Genomic DNA, 19907 nt, shown 5'->3' with positions numbered 1-19907 from the left:
TGCCGGTGTCGTCATGGCGGCGGTGAAGGCGTTGGTGGCGCAGGGACTTCCGGCCACAGCGGCACCCCGCCCGGGCCGTAGAGCGGCGCCCCGTACGGTGGCCCGGTGGGGTTCGGGCCGATTGCCGGTCCTGGGATGCATTGCCGCACCGAGGGTGGTTGCGGGTCGGAACGGGTTGCCGGGAAGTAGTCCGCCCAGCAGGGATGCCCGATCCCCGGGTTGGGCCGGATATCGAGCCCGGTCCCCCAACCGGTGTCGGTGATGAGTTGGCGAACGGGGAAATTCTTGCTGGCATCCGGCAGCGACCCGCAGCCGGGCCTACCACCTGGGCCACCCTTGGCGCCGACGATCGGAAGATTGTCGGGAGTGGTGTAGGGATCGTTGCCCAGTAGCAGCGCAACGTCGAGTTGCAGGGTCCGGCTGTCGGCGCCACCCCAGGCCGCGTAGCCGCCGTTGTCGAGGTACCACTTGGTGCCCTGCAGAAAGCAGGTGTACTCCGGGCTGTACCTCAACAGCAGATCGGTGGTGGGCTCGAGGGTATTGATCGCGGCGACTAGGCTATCCCGGCTCTGCCCGAGGAGTTGGGTGCCGCTGGTCGACAATCCGATGACGTTGAGCAGTAGGGCATCCAGTTGCGCCGAATGATTCACGATGGTGGCACCGGTGGTGCTGGCAGCGTCGAGGATCGTCAAGATGTCTTGGGCGGCCGCGTGATACGTGTCGTTGAAGTTTCGCAGCGATCGCCAGTCGGCGCGCAGGGTTCCGCGGCGCGCATTGAGGGCCGCCAATACCTCGTTGAGGCTGCTGACGGCCTGTCCCATCCGCTCGCCCTGGCCGCGTACGGCGTCGGCAAGGGCGGTCAGCACCGCGTTGAGCTTGAGCGGGTCGATCATGTCGAGCAGGTCGACGACATTCTGGAAGACAGTGTTGATTTCGGCGCTGACATTCTTCGAGTGCAACACGGCACCCGCGGAAAGTCTTGCGGGACTCGGAGTCTGCGGCAACACAAGCTCCACGAACTTGGCGCCGAAAGCGGTGGTGGCGCTGATCTGCGCCTCCACATTGGCTGGGATGTAGCGAATCTGGTTGGGCTCGATCTCCAGCCGCAGGCTGGCACCACGCCGGTCGGAGCCAATCCGGCTGACCTTGCCGACCTGAACTCCGCGCATCATCACCTTGGCGCCGGCATCCATCACCAGGCCCGAGCGCTCGGATGTCAGGGTCACCGGCACATAAGACCGCAGGGCTCCGGTGAACGATGCCGCGGTCACCGCGACGACCGCTACGACGGCAGCGACCAGGATCAGCGTCCACCACGCGTCGTGAAGGCGGTGTCGAGCGGGCCCGCGACTCATCGCACTAGCTCGCCAGATGAAAGTGAGGCGACTGGCCGTAGATCGCCAACGTCATGATCACGATGGCGATCGATGCGACCACCATCGAGGCGCGCACGGCCCGGCCCACTGCCTCGCCGACTCCGGCCGGACCGCCGTGCGCGGTGTAACCGTAGTAGGTGCAAACCAGCATGATCATCAGCGCCACCACGACGACTTCGAAGGATGACCAGAGCACGTCGGTGGGCTGCAGGAAGGTGTTGAAGTAGTGGTCGTACACGCCGGAGCCCTGGCCGTAGACGGAGGTAGTGCCCAGCCGGGCGGCCAGGTACGCGGTCATCAACCCCACGCAGAACAGCGGAACCGCCACTACCACCCCAGCGAGCACGCGGGTGCTTGCCAGGTAGCTGACACTGTGGATACCGATCACCTCGAGCGCGTCGACTTCCTCATTGATCCGCATCGCGCCCAGTTGCGCGGTGGCGCCGGCACCCACGGTGGCCGCCAGTGCGACCATCACGGTTCCGGGCTGAATTTCCCTGGTATTGAAGAAGGCTGACGCGAATCCGGTCAACGCCTCTACACCGACGGAGGCGAACTGGTTGTAACCTTGCACGGCGACGATCGCGCCGGTGGTCATTGCCAGGAACCCGACGATGACAACGGTCCCACCGATCACCGCGAGAACACCTGTGCCCAAGCCCATTTGGGCGATTACTCGCAGCAGCTCGCCGCGGTAGTTACCGACGGCATCGGGGATCCCGGTCAAGGTGCTTACGTAGAACCGCATCTGTGACCCCAGCCGATTCCATCCGCCTGTGAGTGTCTTCGCTATCGTCACGACTTCCCCTCAGGACACCATGAACGGCATGCCGACGGCAGTGACGATGATGTTGATGACAAACAAGACGATGAAGGCGAAAACCACTGTTTCGTTAACCGCGCGACCCACCCCGGCCGGCCCGCCGCCCACCGACATGCCCTTATAGCAGGCGATCAGGCCAGCCATCAGTCCGAACAGCGTCGCCTTGATCATCGAGATGACCACGTCGACGCTGTGGGTCAGGGTGGTCAGGCCGGTAACCCACGCGCCGGCCGAGACATGCATCAGGAATACCGAGCAGAAGAACGCGCCGAGTAGACCGGTCGCGGTCACGACCGAACTGAGTGCCAGCGACACAGTGGTCGCGGCCAGGACTCGCGGAACTGCCAGCGTCTGAATCGGATTGATGCCCATCACCCGCAATGCGTCGAGTTCCTCACGGATGGTCCGCGCTCCCAGGTCTGCGCACATGGCGGTGGAGCCGGCGCCCGCGACGACCAGGACGGTGACAATGGGTGCGCTCTGGTCGACTGTGAAAATGGCGCAGCCGGTGCCGGAGAAGTCGGCGGCACCGATGTCGGTCAGCAGGACGTTGAACAGGAATCCCGAGATCACCGCCCACGGGATGGTCATCAATATCCCGGGCAGCGTCGAGACTCTAGCCACGAACCAGCATTGCAGCAAGTATTCGCGCCACGCGAAGGGCCGCCTAAACATTGCGACGAAGGTGTCCAATGTGGTCGCGAAGAAGTCGCCCAGTGCGAGTACCGGCTTGGCGACCGGAAGGGCCACCTGGCCGATCGCGGTCACCGTGACTCCGCGGAAATGTTCACGCCGATCCCCCGGGCGGGTCGAGTTGGACGAGTGACACCGGTGAGGGTACGCGGACCACGCCCAACATGTCCATAGGCAATACGCGAATTCGTTTCCTCAAGGCCAGTAAAGTACAAAGTTAAGTAGTTATTGCGATTGGTGATGTATCTTGCCAGTAACTGCATGTGGGGCGTTGACGACGTTTGCTTGCGCATGCTCAGCGGTTACTCCCGCGCCACTTGCAGCGCTCCGGAGGGACACAATTTGACGGCGTTGTGCGCCCGGAGTTCCTCGCCCACGGGCACTTCGGCGCCGACAAGCCGGACGATTCCGTCGGTGTCCTGGTCGAAGACCGCACCTGCGGTCATCACACACGTGCCTGCGGAGATGCAGACCTCGCGGTCGGCCTCGACCTTCATGTGTCGAATACCTCAAGCGCCGCAGCCGAATTGGCGAAGTCGCGGAAATGCAGCCAGCGACCGTCGCGCAACGTGATGATATGTGCGAACTCGGTTTCCCACTCCAGTCCGGTCTCGAGTCGACGGAAACGTTGGCTGCCCCAGGTCGCCAGGTCGTCGCCCTGTTCGATGAACTTCCACGCCTCCATGGCGATGATCTCGACAGCATTTCCCACCTTGCCGAGGAAAGTGATCGCCTCGTCGATACCTCGGTAATCACCTGCGTACGGGATCTTTTCGGTGCCGTAGTAGGTGATGCGCACCTCTGGATCGAGATGTGCAAGCACCGTGTTGAGATCTCCGGCGGGCACCGCGGCGTAAATCGCCTGTGTTGCTTCGATATTGCGGGTCATGACAGGTGCAGCGGCAGCCGGACGTAGGCGTGGGTGAGCAGGCTGGCGGTCTGTTTGGTGCCCGGGTCGTCGGTCAGCGCTATCGTCCGATAGCGATCCAACACGGCGTTGAGCACCGCGATCACCTCCAGGCGCGCCAGCGACGCGCCGAGGCAGAAGTGCAGACCGTGGCCCAGCGAGAGTTGCTGGCGAATGTTAGGCCGGTCGATGTCCAGTATCGCGGGGGCGTGGAATACCGCGGGGTCGCGGTTGGCCGCACCGAAGAACAGGGCAACCCACTCTCCTTTCCGGATCATCTTGCCGCCGACCTCGACATCGCGGGTGGCGATGCGGAACAGCCGTTGCGGTGGACCGTCGAGCCGAAGTGTCTCTTCGACAAAGAGATTCAGCAGGGTGCGGTCGGCGCGAATGCGTGCGGTCACCTCGGGCTCGCGTGCCAGCGCGTGCAGCAGATTGCCGATCAGGAAGGTGGTGGTCTCGCTGCCCGCGACGACGAGGGTGACGCAGAACCGGACAATCTCCTCAGGTGTGAGGCGCTGCCCGTCCACTTCGGCGCGCAACAGGGCTGAGATGAGATCTTCGGCGTCCTCGACGTCGTCGCCGGGCGCGCTCTCGGCCAGTCGTATTGTGTGCTCCGCCAGCCGGTTGGCGAATGTCGCGACCATCTCCTGGTTGCTGGCGATTCGTTCTTCCGGGGTGAGCGAGGAGGACAGCATGAATGCATTGGCCCAGCGGCGGAAGCGGACGTGGTCGCCGTCGGGCAGTCCCAGCAGGCGCACCATGGCCCGAGTCGGCACCTCGGCGGCGAACTCCATCACTTCGACCCGGCTTTGCCGGGACGAATTGTCGAGGTCCTCGAGTAACTGCGGCACCAGTTCGTTGAGCCAACCCTCGAGGCGCTTGACCCGGCGCGGAGAAAACGCCTGGCTCACCAGTTTTCGTTCAACCTCATGCTTGGGCGGATCGGTGTTGACCAGCATCAGGCTGGGCGCCGAGGAGGCCTCCTGCAATGGGTCTCGGGATGAGAAGGTCGCGCTGTCCCGCGCGGCTTCGTGGACCTGGTCGTACCGGAAGAGCGCCCAGGCGGTGACCGGCTCGTCGGCGCCGGGAATAGTTCCCGGCGGCCAATCTCGGTATCCCGCAACGGGAGAGGCATCACGTAGCTCGTCGTACAGCGGGTACGGGTTGGCGATGCCCTGCGGGGTGGTGAGCATTTCGAGGCGGGAAGCGGTCGTGACTGGCATGGCGACCAGCCTCTGTCAGCCGGGGAGATAAAGCGATCCCCCGATGGGGAGGACTACTGCCCCCTAAGGAGGGCAGTTTCGGCTTTTCGCCCCGGCCGTCGTGCCGAGGGTGGACAGTGGGAACGTGATCGATGTCAGCGATTTGCCAGATCCCGCATCGCTCGCCACGCTGGCCGAGGGCGACCATCCCGGTTGGGCGTCGCGACCGGTACGGGAGTCCGCCGCCGAGCTTCACTACCGGGAGGCATTCGCCGGCTGGGGAGTCGATCCCACCGATGACCCGACGGCGATGGTGGCAGAGGCGGTCGATACCAACGCGGGCATCGTGCGGGCCGCGCTGGAGGAACTCGGGGATGCCCGGGCTCTCAACGCACTCGAGGCGGTGCTGGATTTGTCATCGCTGGAGCGCGACCTCATCGAGGACGGAGCCAAACGGCGCACACTCGCGTTGTTACAGGTACAGGAGGGCCTGAGCAAGCTACGCGCTGTCGAGGATGTCGCGACTGTCGTGGACCGGGCGCCAAGAGAATTGGTGGAGTCGTGCGGGTTTGACCGGGCCGTGCTCTTCCGGGTGCACGAGGGTCGAATGGTGATGGAATCGGCATATTTCGGCGAGGACAGCGCCGGGGCCGAGAAGATGGTCGCCTTCGCCCAGGCAGTGGCCCCATTGCTGGACCACATGTTGCTGGAAACGCAGATGATCCGCCGCCATGCGCCCGCCATCGTGCGCGACGCCCGCAACGACCCGCGCGTCAACCGGCCCATCATCGATTTCTCGCTGACACACTCCTACGTGGCCGCGCCCGTGATGCCGACAGGCAAGGTAATCGGATTTCTGCATGCCGACCGCTTGTATTCGGGTCGCACGGTCGACGAGATCGACCGCGATACGGTATGGGCGTTTGCCGAGGGCTTCGGCTATGCCTACGAGCGCACGGTGCTGCTGGAGCGGATGCGTCGGCAGCACGCGGAGGTGCGCCGGGCGTTGGCATCGGCGGACGAGGCGGCACGGGCCTTACAGGACGCCGACCTCGATCTACGCAAGATCGAACCGATCGCGCGGAGCCCCGCCGCCCGGTCGCTGGCCGAGGTGCAGACCAAAGTGATGACCGTGTTGACTCGCCGCGAGGTCGAGGTGCTCCGGTTGATGGCGGCCGGGCGCACCAATCAGCAGATCGCCGATGAGTTGGTGATTTCGGCGGGTACGGTCAAGTCGCACGTCAAACGCGTGCTACGCAAGCTCAACGCGACCAACCGCGCCGAGGCGGCATCGGCCTACGTGCGTCTGGCGAGTGCGCCGGGAAGCAGTTGAGGACCGGGTCGAATCGGCGTTCCTGATCGGCCGCTACTGGCCAAGGGACGGCGGGTGATGGATTTGGCGTGCATCGTTGATCTGCACGATTGTCATCTGTGGTGGTCAACTGGACCGTCAGGCTGCGTTGATGTCTATAGCTAGTACGCGTGTCCCCATCAGAAATCGGTTGAAATCCTGTGTCATAGCTGACTATCAGCCGCATGATGTATTTTGGTAGTTCGGCACTGATGAATGTCCTGACTTGAGGAGTGGTTTCGTATGACCGATACCAAAGAAGCCGGCGCGAGCCTCGTCAGGGACTGCACCGGTTTCGCCGATTTCGCGGCGCGGAGCGGGTTGAAGCCCTAGCCTCGCCGACTCTGGCAGGATTTGTGTCGATGGATACCGCCGTCCAACCCGTGAAGCGCCGTCCCAAGGACCGCAAGCAACAAATCTTGGATCAGGCTGTCGGGATGTTTATCGACCGGGGCTTCCATTCGGTCAAGCTGGAGGATATCGCCGAGGCTGCCGGGGTCACCGCACGCGCGCTGTACCGTCACTACGACAACAAGCAGGCGTTGCTCGCCGAAGCCATCCGGACCGGGCAGAACCAGTACCAGAGCGCACGTCGTCTCACCGAGGACCAGGCCGAAGGCCGCGACGCGCGGCGGCCTCGAAAGCTGAGTGTTGACCTGCCGGACTTGATCGCCGCAGCCATCGCGTCGCGGTCCCTGACGGTGTTGTGGCAGCGCGAGGCCCGCTACCTGGGGGATGACGACCGCGCCGAGGTGCGCCGCCGAATCAACGCGATCGTGTCAGGCATGCGCGACAGCGTGCTGCTGGAGGTGCCTCGTCTGAGCCCGCAGCATTCCGAAGTGCGGGCGTGGGCCGTATCCAGCACGCTGACAAGTTTGGGTCGGCACAATCTGATGCCGCCGGCTGAAGATCTCAAAGTTCTTCTGTACCAAGCATGCATGGCTGCGGCCCGAACACCGCCGGTTGCCAATTTGGAGCCCCTGCAAACTGTCGATGGTGACGACGTGCTGTTTTCGCGGTACGAAACGCTGCTGGCAACCGGGGCCAAGCTGTTCCGGGCGCGGGGTTATCCCGCAGTCAGCACCAATGAAATCGCCAAGGGCGCCAACATCGCCGGGCCGGGTCTGTACCGCTCGTTCTCGTCCAAGCAGGCGATCCTCGACGCGCTCATCCGACGTCTTGACGAGTGGCACAGCCTGGAGGCCATTCGCGCGCTTCGCGCGAATTCTGAACCAGCGCAACGACTGAGTGGGCTGGTAAAAGGGCACGTCCGGATCAGTTTGGATGCCCCCGACCTGGTGGCCGCCAGTATCACTGAACTCTCACATGCATCCGGCGAAGTGCACGACGGCTATCTACGCAACCAAGCGGACCGTGAGGGGGTGTGGATCGGCCTCATCGCCGAGGTGGTTCCGGAAACCACCGCGGTCCAGGCTCGACTGTTGGTCGCCGCGGCGCTCAGCTTTATCGAAGATGTCGCTCGCACATGGCATCTCACGCGTTACGCCGGTATTGCTGACGAGATCGCCGCAGTTGCGATGGCCATCCTGACCAGTCGGGCGTAACGCTCTGTCTCCGTCGGCAACCTGGCAGCACACCAAACTGATCACCCGCGCCGCACGTGGGTTACCGAGACCGGCTGCGGATCGGAAGTCAATCAGTTGTCATACCAGGGGCTTAGTCGGCATAGGCGGGCCGCCTGGGTGTGTCGAAACTGAAAGCCAGGTCGCCATCAGTCGCCCGAATCAGCGGTTTGCGGCGGAGTTCTTGGGCCGCCGAGTTTGGGCTGCCGGTGCCTGGTTGGCCGCCGGCTGATCGAAGCGCTGTGTCCGTAACCAGGCACCCTGGTTGCAATATTCGGGGGCAATCTGGCACGTTAAGCGCCATCAGCCTGCAGCAGATGCTGAAATCCCGTCACGTGGGCAGGGCTGGGAAGGGCCGCATGATTCAGTTGGCATTTCGGTGGTGACACCGTCCGATCAGTTTGACTGGATCAGTGCCTATCTGAAGGCGCGCGACCTCCAGGTCATCTGGCGCGGGGCAATATTTGGCGTCACAGCGGTCCAGGCTGCCCTACCGTTGGTGTTGCTGAGCAGCCCGTTTGGGCCCGACCATGCCTTAACCCGGGCCGTGGCGGTTGCCGCATCAGCTGCCGGCGCATCGGCCGCAATCCTATGGTTGGTGTGTTGGCCGACACGGCAGCAGTCGATCGCCTTTTCGATCACGTCAAGTATGGCGATCGCGGCGCTCCTGCTGTCCATGTCGAACCCGTATTCGGGTTTGGTGGGATGTACGACGTTCGCCGCCCTCGGTGGCTTCCTCGGCTACTTCCACGCCCCACGCTATGTGGTCGCCAACTTTGCAGTGGCCACCGTGTGCACCGCGATTCTGGCGTACCGACTTCTGGTCTCCTCCGGTGACGCGGCGCTGGTCATCTCCAGTGTGATCACGGTGGCATCGCTCAACGTCGGCGTGCCCTTCGGAATTCAATACTTGGTGCACTCCCTGCGAACCGATTTGCGCACGTCCGATCGCGATTCGCTCACTGGGCTGCACAATCGGCGCTCGTTTTACGACTCGGTCTGCCAACTGATTGCGCTTGCCCAACGTCGCACAGGCATGCACCTGACCGTCGCCGTGATCGATCTCGACAACTTCAAACACCTCAACGACACTCGGGGCCACGCGGTGGGCGACGAGGCTTTGGTCGCCGTGGCGGCGGCGTTCGAGCAGGTTTGCCGTCCCACAGCCGTGATCGCGCGGGTAGGTGGGGAGGAATTTGTAATCGCCGATGCCGATACGATGTCAAACCCCACCGAGAGGGCCGAGCGGCTGCGCCTGGCGGTTGCCGCCCTGCCGTTCGGCATCACCGCGAGCATCGGCACCACCGGCGTCCCACTGGGTGGCCGCCGGGTACTGCGAGACATAGAACTCATCGACGATCTCATCCGGACTTCCGACACGGCCATGTACGAGGCCAAACGTGCCGGGGGCAACGGGGTTCGCCACCATCCGGCCCCGGAACCTCCGCTACTGACCTAGCCGACCGGATACCGTTGGAGCGGGGTCTGACTGGCTTACCAGAGTGCAGCGATGGTTCCGCCGTCGGCGATTTGCGTGGTACCGGTGATCATCGATGCATCGTTGGACAACAGGAACGCCACGATGCCGGCGATCTCCTCGGGTGCGGCCATCCGGCCCTGCAACCGGCCGATCATGGTAAGCGCACCACCTTGCCCGAGTGCTTGATCGAACATCGTCATTGCCGCCTGCTGCATCGACGTGTCTACGAACGCCGGCAACACCGCGTTGGCGCGGATGTTGGATGACCGCAATTCCGCGGCGGCGATCCGGCTCAGATGACCGACTCCGGCCTTCGACATGCCGTAGGCCCCCGTGCCGGCGACGCCGATGTGACCGGCCAGTGACGACATGTTCACGATTGCTCCGCCGCCCCGCTCGATCATCCTGGGCGCGGCGTGCTTGGTGCACAGCCATGCGCCCCGCAGGTTGATGCCGATGACCCGGTCGAAGTCCTCGACGGTGGTGTCGAACAACGAAGCCATATGCACCACCCCGGCATTGGCGACTAGCTTGTCGACGCCACCGAACGCTGCGACGCAGGCCTCGACCATGCCGATGACCTCTTCTTCGTCGCTGATATCGGCGCGATGACCGACCGCGCCGGCGCCGACCTTCCTAGCGGCGGCCTCGGCGGCGATGGCATCGATGTCCGCGCACAGCACCCGGCAGCCTTCGGCGGCGAGCCGCTTTGCGACTGCCAGTCCTATCCCGGCTCCTGCTCCGGTGACGATTGCCGCTTTACCAGCCAGGTCGGAATAGGTCATTTGTCCTCACGAATACGTTTGCGCCACTGCTCGATTAACCGGCAGCAGCCCAGGTTTGACTGCCGTGCTCCCGAATGGCGCCGAATAGCACTAATCCGAATCCTGGCATGTCGTCGGAGAGTTTTAAGGCATACACCCCGAGATTGCGCAGGATCCAAGCCACGGATTCGGCGGTAGGGTTACCGGCCGCACCGGGTGTGAATAGGCCACATGCGCGTGGCGGTCCGGACGGTCGCAGGTACACGACCACGCCGCTGCCTTGCGCCGACATCCTGGCCAACGCCGCGTTGAGTTCGCCGGCGCAGTGGCAGGCCTTGGAGCCGAACACATCTCCGGCCAGACACTCGACGTGAACATGCAACGGTACCGGTATGCCGGAACTGGCCGTTCCAATGATCAACGCCAGATGCTCACCATCGCCGTGCACATCACGGAACCCGATCACGCGGGAGTCGCCGGCCCAGATCGGCAGGGTGGTCTCGGCCAGTCGAACGACCTGTGGCTCGGTCCGTCGCCGGTACTCGACGAGTTCGGTCATGGAGACCACGGCAAGTCCATGTTCGACCGCGAACTCGACCAATTCGGCGCCACGCGCGATTCCGGTCGGGCTGCGGCGCGAGACGATCTCGCAGAGCGCCGCGGCTCGTCCCCGCTGCGCCAGTTGGGCTAGGTCGGCGGCCGCCTCAGCGGTGCCGCGTCGCTTGAGCACCCCACCCGTTTCGGCTCGCACCGGCGCCACGTGGCCGGGGCGCTGCAGATCCGTCGCGACGGTGTGCGGGGAGGCGAGGGCGGCGATGGTCCGGGCCCGATCCCCCGCCGAGATCCCGGTGCCGGTCCCGCGGACGTCGACCGACACACATTGCGGACTGTCCCCGTGACACATGGGCGGTAGGTCGAGGCGCTTGCACTCGTCGCTCGACAACGCCACTCGCACATAGCCCGCGGTGTGGCGGATAGTGAAGTGCAGCAGCTGGGGGGTGGCGGCAGCGGCCGCGAAGACCAGGGAGCCATCGCCGTCGGTGCCGTCGGTGAGGACGACGGCTTGGCCTGCGGTGATCGCAGTAACGGCACGCAGCACCCGAACATCGGTGGTTTTCATGCCTGTTCCTCCACTGCGAGCCGGCGAAAACGGCTGGCGTGAAAGACCAGCGGCACAGCTTGGGGTTCGGCTCGCAGAGAACAGATCTCGCTGAGCGGTATGCACACGGACACCAGCGCTGGGTCGAGGGAGGCCGTGCTCACGATCATCGAAGCCCAGCAAGGAATTCCAGCAGCAGCCGGTTGGTCTCCTCGGGCGCCTCCTGTTGTATCCAGTGTCCGACGTCGGCAACCAGATGCGTGCCGCGGAAGTCCAATATGACCTCCTCGGCTCGTTGCACGGACTCGGCTCCCCAGGTGGTGCCGACGTCATACTGGCCGCCGATGAACAGCGCCGGCGGGGTAAGTGGTTTGCCTTCCTGCTCGGCCAGATCATGCCAGTCGTTGTCGATATTGTGGTAGAAGCTCAGTGGGCCGCCAAAGCCGGAACGCTCGAATTCGTTTGTGTAGAAGTCGACGTCGGCATCGGTGAACCAGGTCGGCATCGTCTCGGGATAAACGAATGCGTCCTTGAGCCGGGCACCCTCGGCCATGCATAGTGGGCCGGCGCGAATGACGTCGATCGGATCCATCGCGGCCAGGTCCACCCCGGCGTCGGCGGCCGCCTTGGTCGCGGCGATCATGCCCTCACCGGAGACCGTATAGGTCAGCCCGAGCAGCCAACTGCGCACATCTTCTTCGATCTCGGCGATGATTCCGTCCTGGGCGGCGAAGTAGTCCTGGTACCAGACTCGCCCCACGCCGGCGAGTTCGAGGTGGTAGTCATTCGGCCGGTGCTCACCGAAGGGGCTTCCGGGCAAACCGATTACACCGCGTCCCGCGAACGGGACGCTGATTCCAGCCACCCCCGCACACCGCTGCGGGTGCAGCCAGGCGAAGGTCCAGGCGACAGGTGCGCCCCAGTCGTGGCCGACCACGAAGGCGCGCTCTTGCCCGTAGGCGTCGACGACGCCGAGGATGTCGCCCACCAATTCCTTTATGCGGTAAGCGGAATTGAGATGATACTTCGACGAACGCCCGTAGCCACGCTGGTCGATGGCCACCACCCGGTAGCCTGCCGCGGCCAGCGCAGGAATCTGGTGACGCCAGGAGTACCAGGACTCGGGAAAGCCGTGGATGAGGACGATCAGCGGGCCCTCGCCGTCTTCCACCGCGTGGATGCGCGTACCTCGGCAGTTCAGCATGCGATGTAGCTGCGACATTTGTGCCTCTCGCCTAGTTGCCGTCACCGGCGACCGCGCCGACCAGGTGATTCAGCGGTTGGTCTGGTATCGAACGATTCTCGTAATTGCGGACGATCAACGTCTTCTCACCCGAAAGTCGGGTTCGCGCCCACTTGGCTATCACACGACTCGCGATTCCCGGCTTCATCAGCGCCAGTGGCGGTTTGACGAGGTGCACCACGGCCAGGAACTGGCGATAGGCGTCCAGGTCGTCGTGCACCAACTCCAGCAGGCGGTCCATGTACCAGGTGAGGACGCGGAAGTAGACCGGGCGCTTCTTGTCCACATCCTGCATCCAGTCGAAGCGCAGGTTCTGCTCGCGGATCACAAACCACGCCGTATCGGCCATCTTCGCGATCCTGCGATAGTAGCGACGCGGCAGATCCCGATGTTCGGGACCGTACCTGGCCAGCAGCAGCTGCATCTCTCGAACCTCTTTGAGTGCCAGGCTCATTCCGAGGCCGGATACGGGGTCTGCGCTGGTATAGGCGTCGCCGACGGCCACTAGCGCACGCGGTAGATTGCGCTTGTTCTCATAGTGCAGACGCAGCATATTGGGGTAGCGAAAGTTATAGATCGGCGAGGCCGGTTCCAGACCGTCGATGTTCTCCCCCACCACCGCCGAGGGCATCAGGTCTGCGAACTCGCGAAACTCCTTGGCGGTGCGTGGCGGTGAGTAGCAGTTGTAGGCCACCAGCGAGGTGGACAATATGGTGCGAGAGCTGTCGATATAGTACTGCGCCGCATAGGTGTCCTCGAACGGCCGGTAGGCGTAACAGATCACCATCACCTTGTCCTGCCATTGCCGTTCCGGTGGAACCCGGTGCTGCATGGTCGAATAGAAACAATTGATGATGTCTTGTTCGACTTCGGGAGCCCCGATACCGACGCGCTCCAAGAATTCTGGGATGCGGGTGTTCTTCCCGGAAGCGTCCACGACGAATTCGGCTGGGATCACCGCAAACCCATCGTCCCCGCCGACCACTACGCCGGTGACCGCGTTGTTCACCCGGTCGTATATAAGGTCGGTAACCTCGGACTCGTAGCGGAATTCGACGCGCGGTTCGTCGTCCAGCCGGCGCCGCACACACCATTCCAGTAGCGGTCTTCCTGCGCAGACGATCTCAATGTCGCTGGTTCCGGGCTTCTTCCAGGTGCCGCCCAGCCGGATCCGGTATTGCTCGGCCATGTCGACCTTAAACGCACCTTCGCGCACCATATCGTCGACGATGCCGGGAAAGAACCGCTCCAGCTCGATCTGTCCAGCGGTCAACAAGTGATGGAGGTGCCAGCCTTGGGCCGCACCCGGCCGGCCCTCGCGGCGGCGATGCGGATCGTCCTTCTCCAGCACAATGACGTGTTCGAAAGTCTCACTGCACACCTTCGCCGCGGCGATGCCGGCGATGCTGCCGCCGATCACCACCGCGGTACCGCGGCCGCAACGGCGTATCTCGCCGAGATCGAGCTGGGTGCAGTCAATGTGTATCGGGGTGCGCCGCCGCGCCGCCCCGCTGGCCACGAACTTCTCGTAGTAGAGGCCAACTCGATGGAAGCCGTTGTTCTCCAACCAAGTTCGGGTTGCTTCGACCATCGCGGCGGGGCCGCATAGGTAGACGTCCGCATCGCCGCCGGCCAACATCCGCTCGTCCAGCAGGTCGGTGACGAGTCCGGTTCGCCCCTCCCAGTCGTCGTCGGGATCCGCGACGATTACTTGCAGTTCGAGTCCGGGGATTTGGCGGCGCAGCGCGCTTAGTTCGTCGAGCTTGCACACGTCCTGTGCACCAGTGACCCCATAGAGGAGGTAAACCGGCTGGGTGAGGTCGGCATTCAAGCTCGATGCCATGGCCAGGATCGCCGATAGGCCGGTGCCGCCGGCGACCAGTATTACCGGCCGCACCACCGGACGCAGATAGAAGTTGCCCTTGCTGCATCGCATGGCGATCCGATCGCCCGGTTTGGCGCGGTCACGCAGATAGTTTGACATCACCCCGTCGGGCAGCAGACGGATAATGAACTCCACCTCGGTGCGGCCGTCAGCAGGATCGGCGTAGGAGTAGTTGCGCCAGGTGTCGGTGCCAGGGACCTGTAGCTGCGCGAACTGGCCCTCCCGATAACGCAATCCAGCACCCAAAGCCGAGATCTCTACCCGCAGGATGGCGGTGGTGGGTGACACCCGGTCGACTCCAGTCACCACCCCGTCGCCACTGACCAGCATCGCGGCGTTGTCGTCGGCCGGGTACTGCAGCTCGATCTGGCAGTCCGAGGTCGCAAATGTCTGGCAGGTCAGAATCTTTCGCGCCGCGCGCTCGACATCGGAGAGCCCCTCGGTGCGTCCCATGTCGTAGCGACCGGAGGCACACGTGGCCACGCAAGTACCACAGATGCCGCTTTGGCATTCGTTGACAATGGCCACACCGTGTTCTTCGGCAGCATCCAGGATTGACTGGTCCGACCGGACCGGCATGGTTTTTTGTGTGCCGTCCGAATAGCTGACGGTGACCTGACGAACCGACATCTCGGCGCCCCTTTCCAGACGACGGCTACACGACCAGGGCTACCGGCTTCTTGGCGATTCGGGCGTTGAGCGCGGGCATCACTTCCTCGGCAAGCAACCGCAACGACTCCTTCCATGGCCCGGGGTGCTCCCGGTAGTCGAACCCGAGCACCAGCAGGTGACCGAAGCCGCCCACCTGGTCATAGGTCGCCTCGAGCTTGTCCACGACCGTTTCCACCGAGCCGACCACGAAGGTGTTCTCGGCGAGGTACTCCGCCGTGACGTCGTCGTCGGGCACCGAGGGGTTGTGCTTGTAGAACTTGGTCATGCCAAACATTCGGAACGTCGGCAGCACATACTCCCGCATAGCACGGCCCATAGCGCCGTCAACCGCATAGCGGAATGCCTGCTCATCGGTTTCAGCTACCAACACCTCGCGTACCAATCGCCAGTCGCGTCGATCGGGCCTTCGCCCACTACGTTCTGCCCCTTCCAAGACCGCATCCCAGTGGGTGGCGACGTATTCGGCGTTGAGATCTAAACTCATTGGCAGATAACCACGTTCGCCGGCCAGTTTGAGTGTTTCGGATCCTGCGCTGAACCCTGTGACACCAATCGGCGGGTGCGGTTCCTGGAACGGCTTGATGTGACGCTTCATCAATCCTTCGAACATTGGTGCAATTCCGTTGGCGTTCCAGTACTTTCCGCGATGCTCCCAAGGTGCATCTTCAGTCCAGATGCGCAGCATGATTTCAAGTGCTTCACGCGTCATGTCGCGGTGGGGTGCTCGCCGTTTTTACCATCGACGTCGTAGAGCGCCCAGTCGCCCGGGATGCCGCTGGCGCCGACGCCGAGCATGAACCGGCCTTGCGCGAGGTGATCGAAATAGGCTACGCGATGGGCCAATTCGACTGGGTGGTGGTAGGGCAAGAGATGCGCGCCGGGTGCGAGCTTGATGTGCTTGGTACGCAACAACGCTTGGGCCAGCAACAGATCGGGAGCGCAGATAGGCTCCCAGGGCACGGTGAAGTGCTCGCCGACCCAGGCTTCCACGTACCCCAGTTGGTCGGCTAACTCGATGATGTCGAGGTCCCACTGGGTCGCGTCGTACAAGGAGCGCTCCGGTGGATGGGCCGGCATGAGGAATATTCCGATCTCCATCGTTAACCCTTCTTGGTTGGGCCAGGGCCGGTGAACCGGCACGCTGATGCGGCGTCAGTAGGTATACCACAGTACTATCAAGATACTTCTCGAGTTACAAGTACCATTTCAACTCGTACTTTGATGCGAACATATCTTGCGAAATAGCGTATCGCCTATGGACATATTTGTAGATCGCCGGGTAGCCTCGCACGGGTCACCCGTTCCTGGGCAGCAAGGAGCCATCATGAGTGCCATCGGGGCCGGTTCGGCCGGACGCGTGTCCAACGGCCAGCGTTCGGAGAAAGCGTTCTCGTTCCTCAAATACGAGACGATCGCCGAGGGCCTGATCGCGGTAATCACCCTTGAGCGCCCTAGTCAACGCAATGCCCAGACGCGTGGGCTACTCGTGGAGTTGGGGATAGCGTTCGATTTCGCGGAGGCCGACGACACGGTGCGGGTGGTCATCCTGCGCGGCTCGGGACCGACCTTCTCGGCGGGGCACGACCTGGGCTCGGCGGACGACGTCCGCGAACGCACGCCAGGGCCCGGCCAGCACCCGACCTACCAGTGCAACGGCGGCAGCTACGGCGGAGTGGAATCCCGCAACCGACAGGAATGGCACTACTACTTCGAGAACACCAGGCGGTGGCGCAATCTGCGCAAGATCACCATCGCGCAGGTGCACGGAAATGTCCTGTCAGCGGGGCTGATGCTCGCGTGGTGCTGCGACTTGATCGTGGCGGGCGAGACCACCGTCTTCGCGGACGTGGTGGGCACCCGCCTGGGCATGTGCGGCGTCGAGTACTTCGGCCATCCGTGGGAGTTCGGTCCGCGTAAGGCCAAGGAGCTGCTGTTGACCGGCGACTCGATCGGCGCCGACGAAGCCCACGCACTGGGAATGGTCAGCAAGGTCTTTCCGGATGGCGAACTTGCGGACAGCACAGTCGAGTTCGCGTGCCGGATCGCCAAGATGCCGACGATGGCGGCCTTGCTGATCAAGGAGTCGGTTAACCAGACCGTCGATGCAATGGGGTTCTCGACAGCACTCGACGGGTGCTTCAAGATCCATCAGCTCAATCATGCGCATTGGTCCGAGGTGACCGGTGGAAAGTTGTCCTATGGGACAGTCGAGTACGGCCTCGACGACTGGCGGGACGCGCCCGCGATCCTGCCCGCGCTCAAGCAACGCCCCTGAGGCCGGTGTCGAGCGTGGATATTACTTACCCGTTTGAAGCGGAAGCGTTTCGTGACCGGACCCGGGCCTTCCTGGCCGAACACCTGCCGGCTGACTGGTCGGGACCCGGGGCACTCACGCCTAGACACCGGGACGCGTTCGCGCGAAGGTGGCGACGGGCGTTGACCCAGAACGGCCTGGTAGCCGTGTGCTGGCCGAAAGAGTATGGCGGCGGCGGACTATCACCCGTCGAGCAGTTGGTGCTCGCCGAGGAGTTCGCCCGCGCCGGTGCGCCGGAGCGCTCGGAGAACGATCTCTTCGGAATCGAGCTGCTGGGCAACACCGTCATCGCGCTGGGCACAGCGGAGCAGAAGCGGCACTTGCTGCCGCGCATTCTGTCCGGCGAGGACCGCTGGTGCCAGGGATTCTCCGAACCCGAGGCCGGTTCCGATCTGGCGTCCGTGCGAACCAGGGCGGTGCTCGAGGCGGGCGAATGGGTGATCAACGGACAGAAGGTCTGGACGTCGGCTGGGTCGACCGCGAACTGGATCTTCCTGCTGGCGCGCACCGACCCCGACGCACCGAAGCATCGGGCGCTGTCGATGCTGCTGGTGCCGATGAACCAACCCGGCGTGGTGGTCCGGCCGATCGTCAACGCGGCCGGCCATTCCTCGTTCAACGAGGTTTTTCTGACCGAGGCCCGGGCCGTGGCCGGCAACGTGCTGGGTGGTGTTGGATGCGGGTGGCGAACGGCCATGACCCTGCTGGGTTTCGAACGCGGATTTCAGATCACCACGGCCGCCATCGAATTCGGGCGCGACCTACGGCGGCTATGCGAACTTGCCGATCAACACGCACTGAACAGCGAACCGCGAATCCGAAACGAGTTGGCGTGGTGCTATTCCCGCGTCCAAATCATGCGATACCGCGGCTACCGTGCCCTGACGTCGGCACTACATGGAGCGTCGCCCGGCGCGGATGCCGCCATCAGCAAGGTCATCTGGAGTGAATACTTCCGCCGTTACACCGATCTGGCAGTCGAGATCCTCGGACTCGAACTCCTGAGTCCGTCTGGGCCGGGCAACGGCGGCGCGCGGGTGGTCCCCGAGGCGGGCACACCTAATTCGCCTTCGTGCTGGATGGACGAATTGCTCTATTCCCGTGCGGCAACGATCTACGCGGGCAGCTCACAGATCCAGCGCAATGTGATCGGCGAGCAACTGCTGGGTCTGCCCCGTGAGCCCCGACCCGAGGCGGCGCACTGAGATGGATTTTCGGTATAGCACCGAACAAGACGATTTCCGCGCATCGCTGCGCGGTCTACTGCGCGAGGACACCCCGCAGCCCGCTGACTGGGCCAACGGTCACGACCCCAAGCTCTGGAAGCGGCTGAGCACCGAGATGGAACTGCCCGGCTTGCACGTCCCGGCGGAGTTTGGCGGTGCGGGCGCAACGCTCGTCGAGACCGCGATAGCGTTCGATGAGCTTGGACGATCACTGGCACCAGTTCCGTTCGCCACCCACATCTTTGCGATAGCTGCGGTCCTGCGCGCGGGAGACTCCGAACAGCGCAAAGACCTCCTCGCCGGCCTGCTCGGCGGCGAACTGATCGCAGCGTTCGCCGCCTGCGGTCCCAACGCAGCGACGAGCGCAACCGTACGAGCTGACCACAGCGGTCGCCACAGTGTGCTGACCGGTGAGTGCGCACCCGTACTACACGGCCACGTCGCCAACGTGTTCGTAGTGCCGGCGGCCGACCGAGGGACAGTGCGTTTGTACGTAGTAGCAGCTGACGCCTCGGGTATCGTCGCGGAGCGGCTGCCGTCGTTCGACACCACCCGGCCCGTGGCGAGGTTGCGGTTGAACAGGGTCCGGGCGGAACTCTTGGCCGCGAGCAGCATCACTGGCCTCGAGCGGGTACTGGACACTGCTCGGGTGCTATTGGCCGCCGAGATGCTCGGCGGTGCCGAGGCCTGCCTTGAGCGCACCGTCGAATACGCCTGCAGCCGAAGGCAATTCGGTCGTGCCATCGGCTCGTTTCAGGCGATCAAGCACCTCTGCGCAGACATGATGATCGAGGTTGACGCTACCCGTGCGGCGGTGATGTTCGCGGCGATGAGTGCCGCCGACGACGACGATTTGAGCGTCGCCGCACCCTTGGCGAAAGCCCAGGCGGCGGAGACCTTCGTCCGGTGCGTCGAATCCGCGATCCAGATTCACGGCGGGATCGCCTTCACCTGGGAGCACAACCTGCACCGCTATTTTCGCCGGGCAAAGACCAGCGAGGCCTTGTTTGGCAGTACCGCGGCGAACCGGGCACTACTTGCCGACCGGGCAGGCTTATAGCTGACAGGCTGTCAGGAAACGACCGCGAAGTGTTGGTATTCCGCTTCTGACGCGTACCGGATTATCAGTGTCTTTGCGGTGTTCGGGGCAGCGAGAAATTTTGGGTGCCTTGCATCGAAAAGTTTTGAAGAGTTGACACAAGGGCGCCAAAGTGCCGAACAATTTTAGTAGTGTCAACCGGGTCGACAAAGCGCATCTGGCTCAAATGGCAGATGAGAAGCACTGC

Annotated in this window: 16 protein-coding genes and 1 pseudogene; 6 read left to right on the top strand and 11 right to left on the bottom strand. The window is 63.6% G+C overall.

Annotation, left to right across the window (positions count from 1 at the left end; genetic code table 11):
• Positions 1 to 11 precede the first annotated feature (11 nt).
• The 6 genes from H0P51_RS15390 to H0P51_RS15365 all read right to left on the bottom strand — a co-directional run bounded on the left by H0P51_RS15390 (position 12) and on the right by H0P51_RS15365 (position 5025).
• Positions 12 to 1355 (bottom strand): MCE family protein, encoded by a 1344-nt coding sequence (locus tag H0P51_RS15390; protein WP_180913680.1) that lies wholly within the window; start codon positions 1353 to 1355, stop codon positions 12 to 14.
• 4 nt (positions 1356 to 1359) lie between these two features.
• Complete coding sequence (locus H0P51_RS15385; RefSeq protein WP_180913679.1) at positions 1360 to 2175, bottom strand: ABC transporter permease; 816 nt, start codon at positions 2173 to 2175, stop codon at positions 1360 to 1362.
• Between the two features lie 9 nt (positions 2176 to 2184).
• A complete protein-coding gene (locus H0P51_RS15380) occupies positions 2185 to 2967 on the bottom strand; it encodes an MlaE family ABC transporter permease (RefSeq protein WP_180913678.1) in 783 nt (260 codons plus the stop codon).
• A 227-nt stretch (positions 2968 to 3194) separates the two neighbouring features.
• Positions 3195 to 3389 (bottom strand): ferredoxin, encoded by a 195-nt coding sequence (locus tag H0P51_RS15375; protein ID WP_180913677.1) that lies wholly within the window; start codon positions 3387 to 3389, stop codon positions 3195 to 3197.
• Positions 3386 to 3781, bottom strand: coding sequence for a nuclear transport factor 2 family protein (locus tag H0P51_RS15370; protein WP_180913676.1), 396 nt, complete (start codon positions 3779 to 3781; stop codon positions 3386 to 3388). The genes H0P51_RS15375 and H0P51_RS15370 overlap by 4 nt, the downstream gene beginning before the upstream one ends.
• Entirely contained in the window at positions 3778 to 5025 is a 1248-nt protein-coding gene (locus tag H0P51_RS15365; RefSeq protein WP_180913675.1) for a cytochrome P450, read from the bottom strand. The genes H0P51_RS15370 and H0P51_RS15365 overlap by 4 nt, the downstream gene beginning before the upstream one ends.
• Positions 5026 to 5149: 124 nt before the next feature.
• Between H0P51_RS15365 and H0P51_RS15360 the strand changes: the two genes are divergently transcribed.
• The 3 genes from H0P51_RS15360 to H0P51_RS15350 all read left to right on the top strand — a co-directional run bounded on the left by H0P51_RS15360 (position 5150) and on the right by H0P51_RS15350 (position 9397).
• Complete coding sequence (locus H0P51_RS15360; RefSeq protein WP_180913674.1) at positions 5150 to 6337, top strand: LuxR C-terminal-related transcriptional regulator; 1188 nt, start codon at positions 5150 to 5152, stop codon at positions 6335 to 6337.
• Between the two features lie 380 nt (positions 6338 to 6717).
• Entirely contained in the window at positions 6718 to 7920 is a 1203-nt protein-coding gene (locus H0P51_RS15355; protein ID WP_180913673.1) for a TetR/AcrR family transcriptional regulator, read from the top strand.
• 400 nt (positions 7921 to 8320) lie between these two features.
• On the top strand, positions 8321 to 9397 hold the full coding sequence (locus H0P51_RS15350; protein WP_246397980.1) for a GGDEF domain-containing protein: 1077 nt from the start codon (positions 8321 to 8323) through the stop codon (positions 9395 to 9397).
• Between the two features lie 35 nt (positions 9398 to 9432).
• On the opposite strand, the gene H0P51_RS15345 is transcribed toward H0P51_RS15350, so the two are convergent.
• The 5 genes and pseudogenes from H0P51_RS15345 to H0P51_RS15325 all read right to left on the bottom strand — a co-directional run bounded on the left by H0P51_RS15345 (position 9433) and on the right by H0P51_RS15325 (position 16179).
• Positions 9433 to 10203 carry an SDR family oxidoreductase gene (locus tag H0P51_RS15345; RefSeq protein ID WP_180913672.1) on the bottom strand — a complete coding sequence of 257 codons (771 nt, stop codon included), beginning with the start codon at positions 10201 to 10203 and terminating at the stop codon, positions 9433 to 9435.
• 34 nt (positions 10204 to 10237) lie between these two features.
• Entirely contained in the window at positions 10238 to 11302 is a 1065-nt protein-coding gene (locus H0P51_RS15340) for a 3,4-dihydroxy-2-butanone-4-phosphate synthase (protein ID WP_180913671.1), read from the bottom strand.
• A 145-nt stretch (positions 11303 to 11447) separates the two neighbouring features.
• The gene (locus tag H0P51_RS15335; protein WP_180913670.1) at positions 11448 to 12503 is read right to left on the bottom strand and encodes an alpha/beta fold hydrolase; all 1056 of its coding nucleotides are present in this window, start codon (positions 12501 to 12503) and stop codon (positions 11448 to 11450) included.
• Positions 12504 to 12516: 13 nt separating this feature from the next.
• Positions 12517 to 15039 (bottom strand): FAD-binding oxidoreductase, encoded by a 2523-nt coding sequence (locus tag H0P51_RS15330; protein ID WP_180913669.1) that lies wholly within the window; start codon positions 15037 to 15039, stop codon positions 12517 to 12519.
• 25 nt (positions 15040 to 15064) lie between these two features.
• Positions 15065 to 16179: pseudogene (locus tag H0P51_RS15325) on the bottom strand (LLM class flavin-dependent oxidoreductase).
• A gap of 226 nt (positions 16180 to 16405) precedes the next feature.
• On the opposite strand from H0P51_RS15325, the gene H0P51_RS15320 reads away from it, so the two are divergent.
• Genes H0P51_RS15320 through H0P51_RS15310 form a run of 3 tightly spaced genes read left to right on the top strand, consistent with a single transcriptional unit; the run spans position 16406 to position 19681 of the window.
• Complete coding sequence (locus H0P51_RS15320; RefSeq protein ID WP_180913668.1) at positions 16406 to 17356, top strand: enoyl-CoA hydratase; 951 nt, start codon at positions 16406 to 16408, stop codon at positions 17354 to 17356.
• 14 nt (positions 17357 to 17370) lie between these two features.
• Positions 17371 to 18600: an acyl-CoA dehydrogenase gene (locus tag H0P51_RS15315; RefSeq protein WP_180913667.1), complete on the top strand. Its 1230-nt coding sequence runs from the start codon at positions 17371 to 17373 to the stop codon at positions 18598 to 18600.
• Position 18601: 1 nt separating this feature from the next.
• A complete protein-coding gene (locus H0P51_RS15310) occupies positions 18602 to 19681 on the top strand; it encodes an acyl-CoA dehydrogenase family protein (protein ID WP_180913666.1) in 1080 nt (359 codons plus the stop codon).
• Positions 19682 to 19907: the final 226 nt, after the last annotated feature.

The organism is Mycobacterium vicinigordonae (assembly GCF_013466425.1).
In the GTDB taxonomy this organism is placed as follows: Bacteria; Actinomycetota; Actinomycetes; order Mycobacteriales; family Mycobacteriaceae; genus Mycobacterium; species Mycobacterium vicinigordonae.
Note: the sequence above shows the minus strand (reverse complement) of the source record. Positions and strands in the feature narration are given on the sequence as shown.

Bases quoted from the DNA above. Each gene is read 5' to 3' on its own strand.
- H0P51_RS15390 (WP_180913680.1), bottom strand. From the start codon at position 1,355: ATGAGTCGCGGGCCCGCTCGACACCGCCTTCACGACGCGTGGTGGACG.
- H0P51_RS15375 (WP_180913677.1), bottom strand. From the start codon at position 3,389: ATGAAGGTCGAGGCCGACCGCGAGGTCTGCATCTCCGCAGGCACGTGT.
- H0P51_RS15370 (WP_180913676.1), bottom strand. From the start codon at position 3,781: ATGACCCGCAATATCGAAGCAACACAGGCGATTTACGCCGCGGTGCCC.
- H0P51_RS15365 (WP_180913675.1), bottom strand. From the start codon at position 5,025: ATGCCAGTCACGACCGCTTCCCGCCTCGAAATGCTCACCACCCCGCAG.
- H0P51_RS15355 (WP_180913673.1), top strand. From the start codon at position 6,718: ATGGATACCGCCGTCCAACCCGTGAAGCGCCGTCCCAAGGACCGCAAG.
- H0P51_RS15345 (WP_180913672.1), bottom strand. From the start codon at position 10,203: ATGACCTATTCCGACCTGGCTGGTAAAGCGGCAATCGTCACCGGAGCA.
- H0P51_RS15340 (WP_180913671.1), bottom strand. From the start codon at position 11,302: ATGAAAACCACCGATGTTCGGGTGCTGCGTGCCGTTACTGCGATCACC.
- H0P51_RS15335 (WP_180913670.1), bottom strand. From the start codon at position 12,503: ATGTCGCAGCTACATCGCATGCTGAACTGCCGAGGTACGCGCATCCAC.
- H0P51_RS15330 (WP_180913669.1), bottom strand. From the start codon at position 15,039: ATGTCGGTTCGTCAGGTCACCGTCAGCTATTCGGACGGCACACAAAAA.
- H0P51_RS15320 (WP_180913668.1), top strand. From the start codon at position 16,406: ATGAGTGCCATCGGGGCCGGTTCGGCCGGACGCGTGTCCAACGGCCAG.
- H0P51_RS15310 (WP_180913666.1), top strand. From the start codon at position 18,602: ATGGATTTTCGGTATAGCACCGAACAAGACGATTTCCGCGCATCGCTG.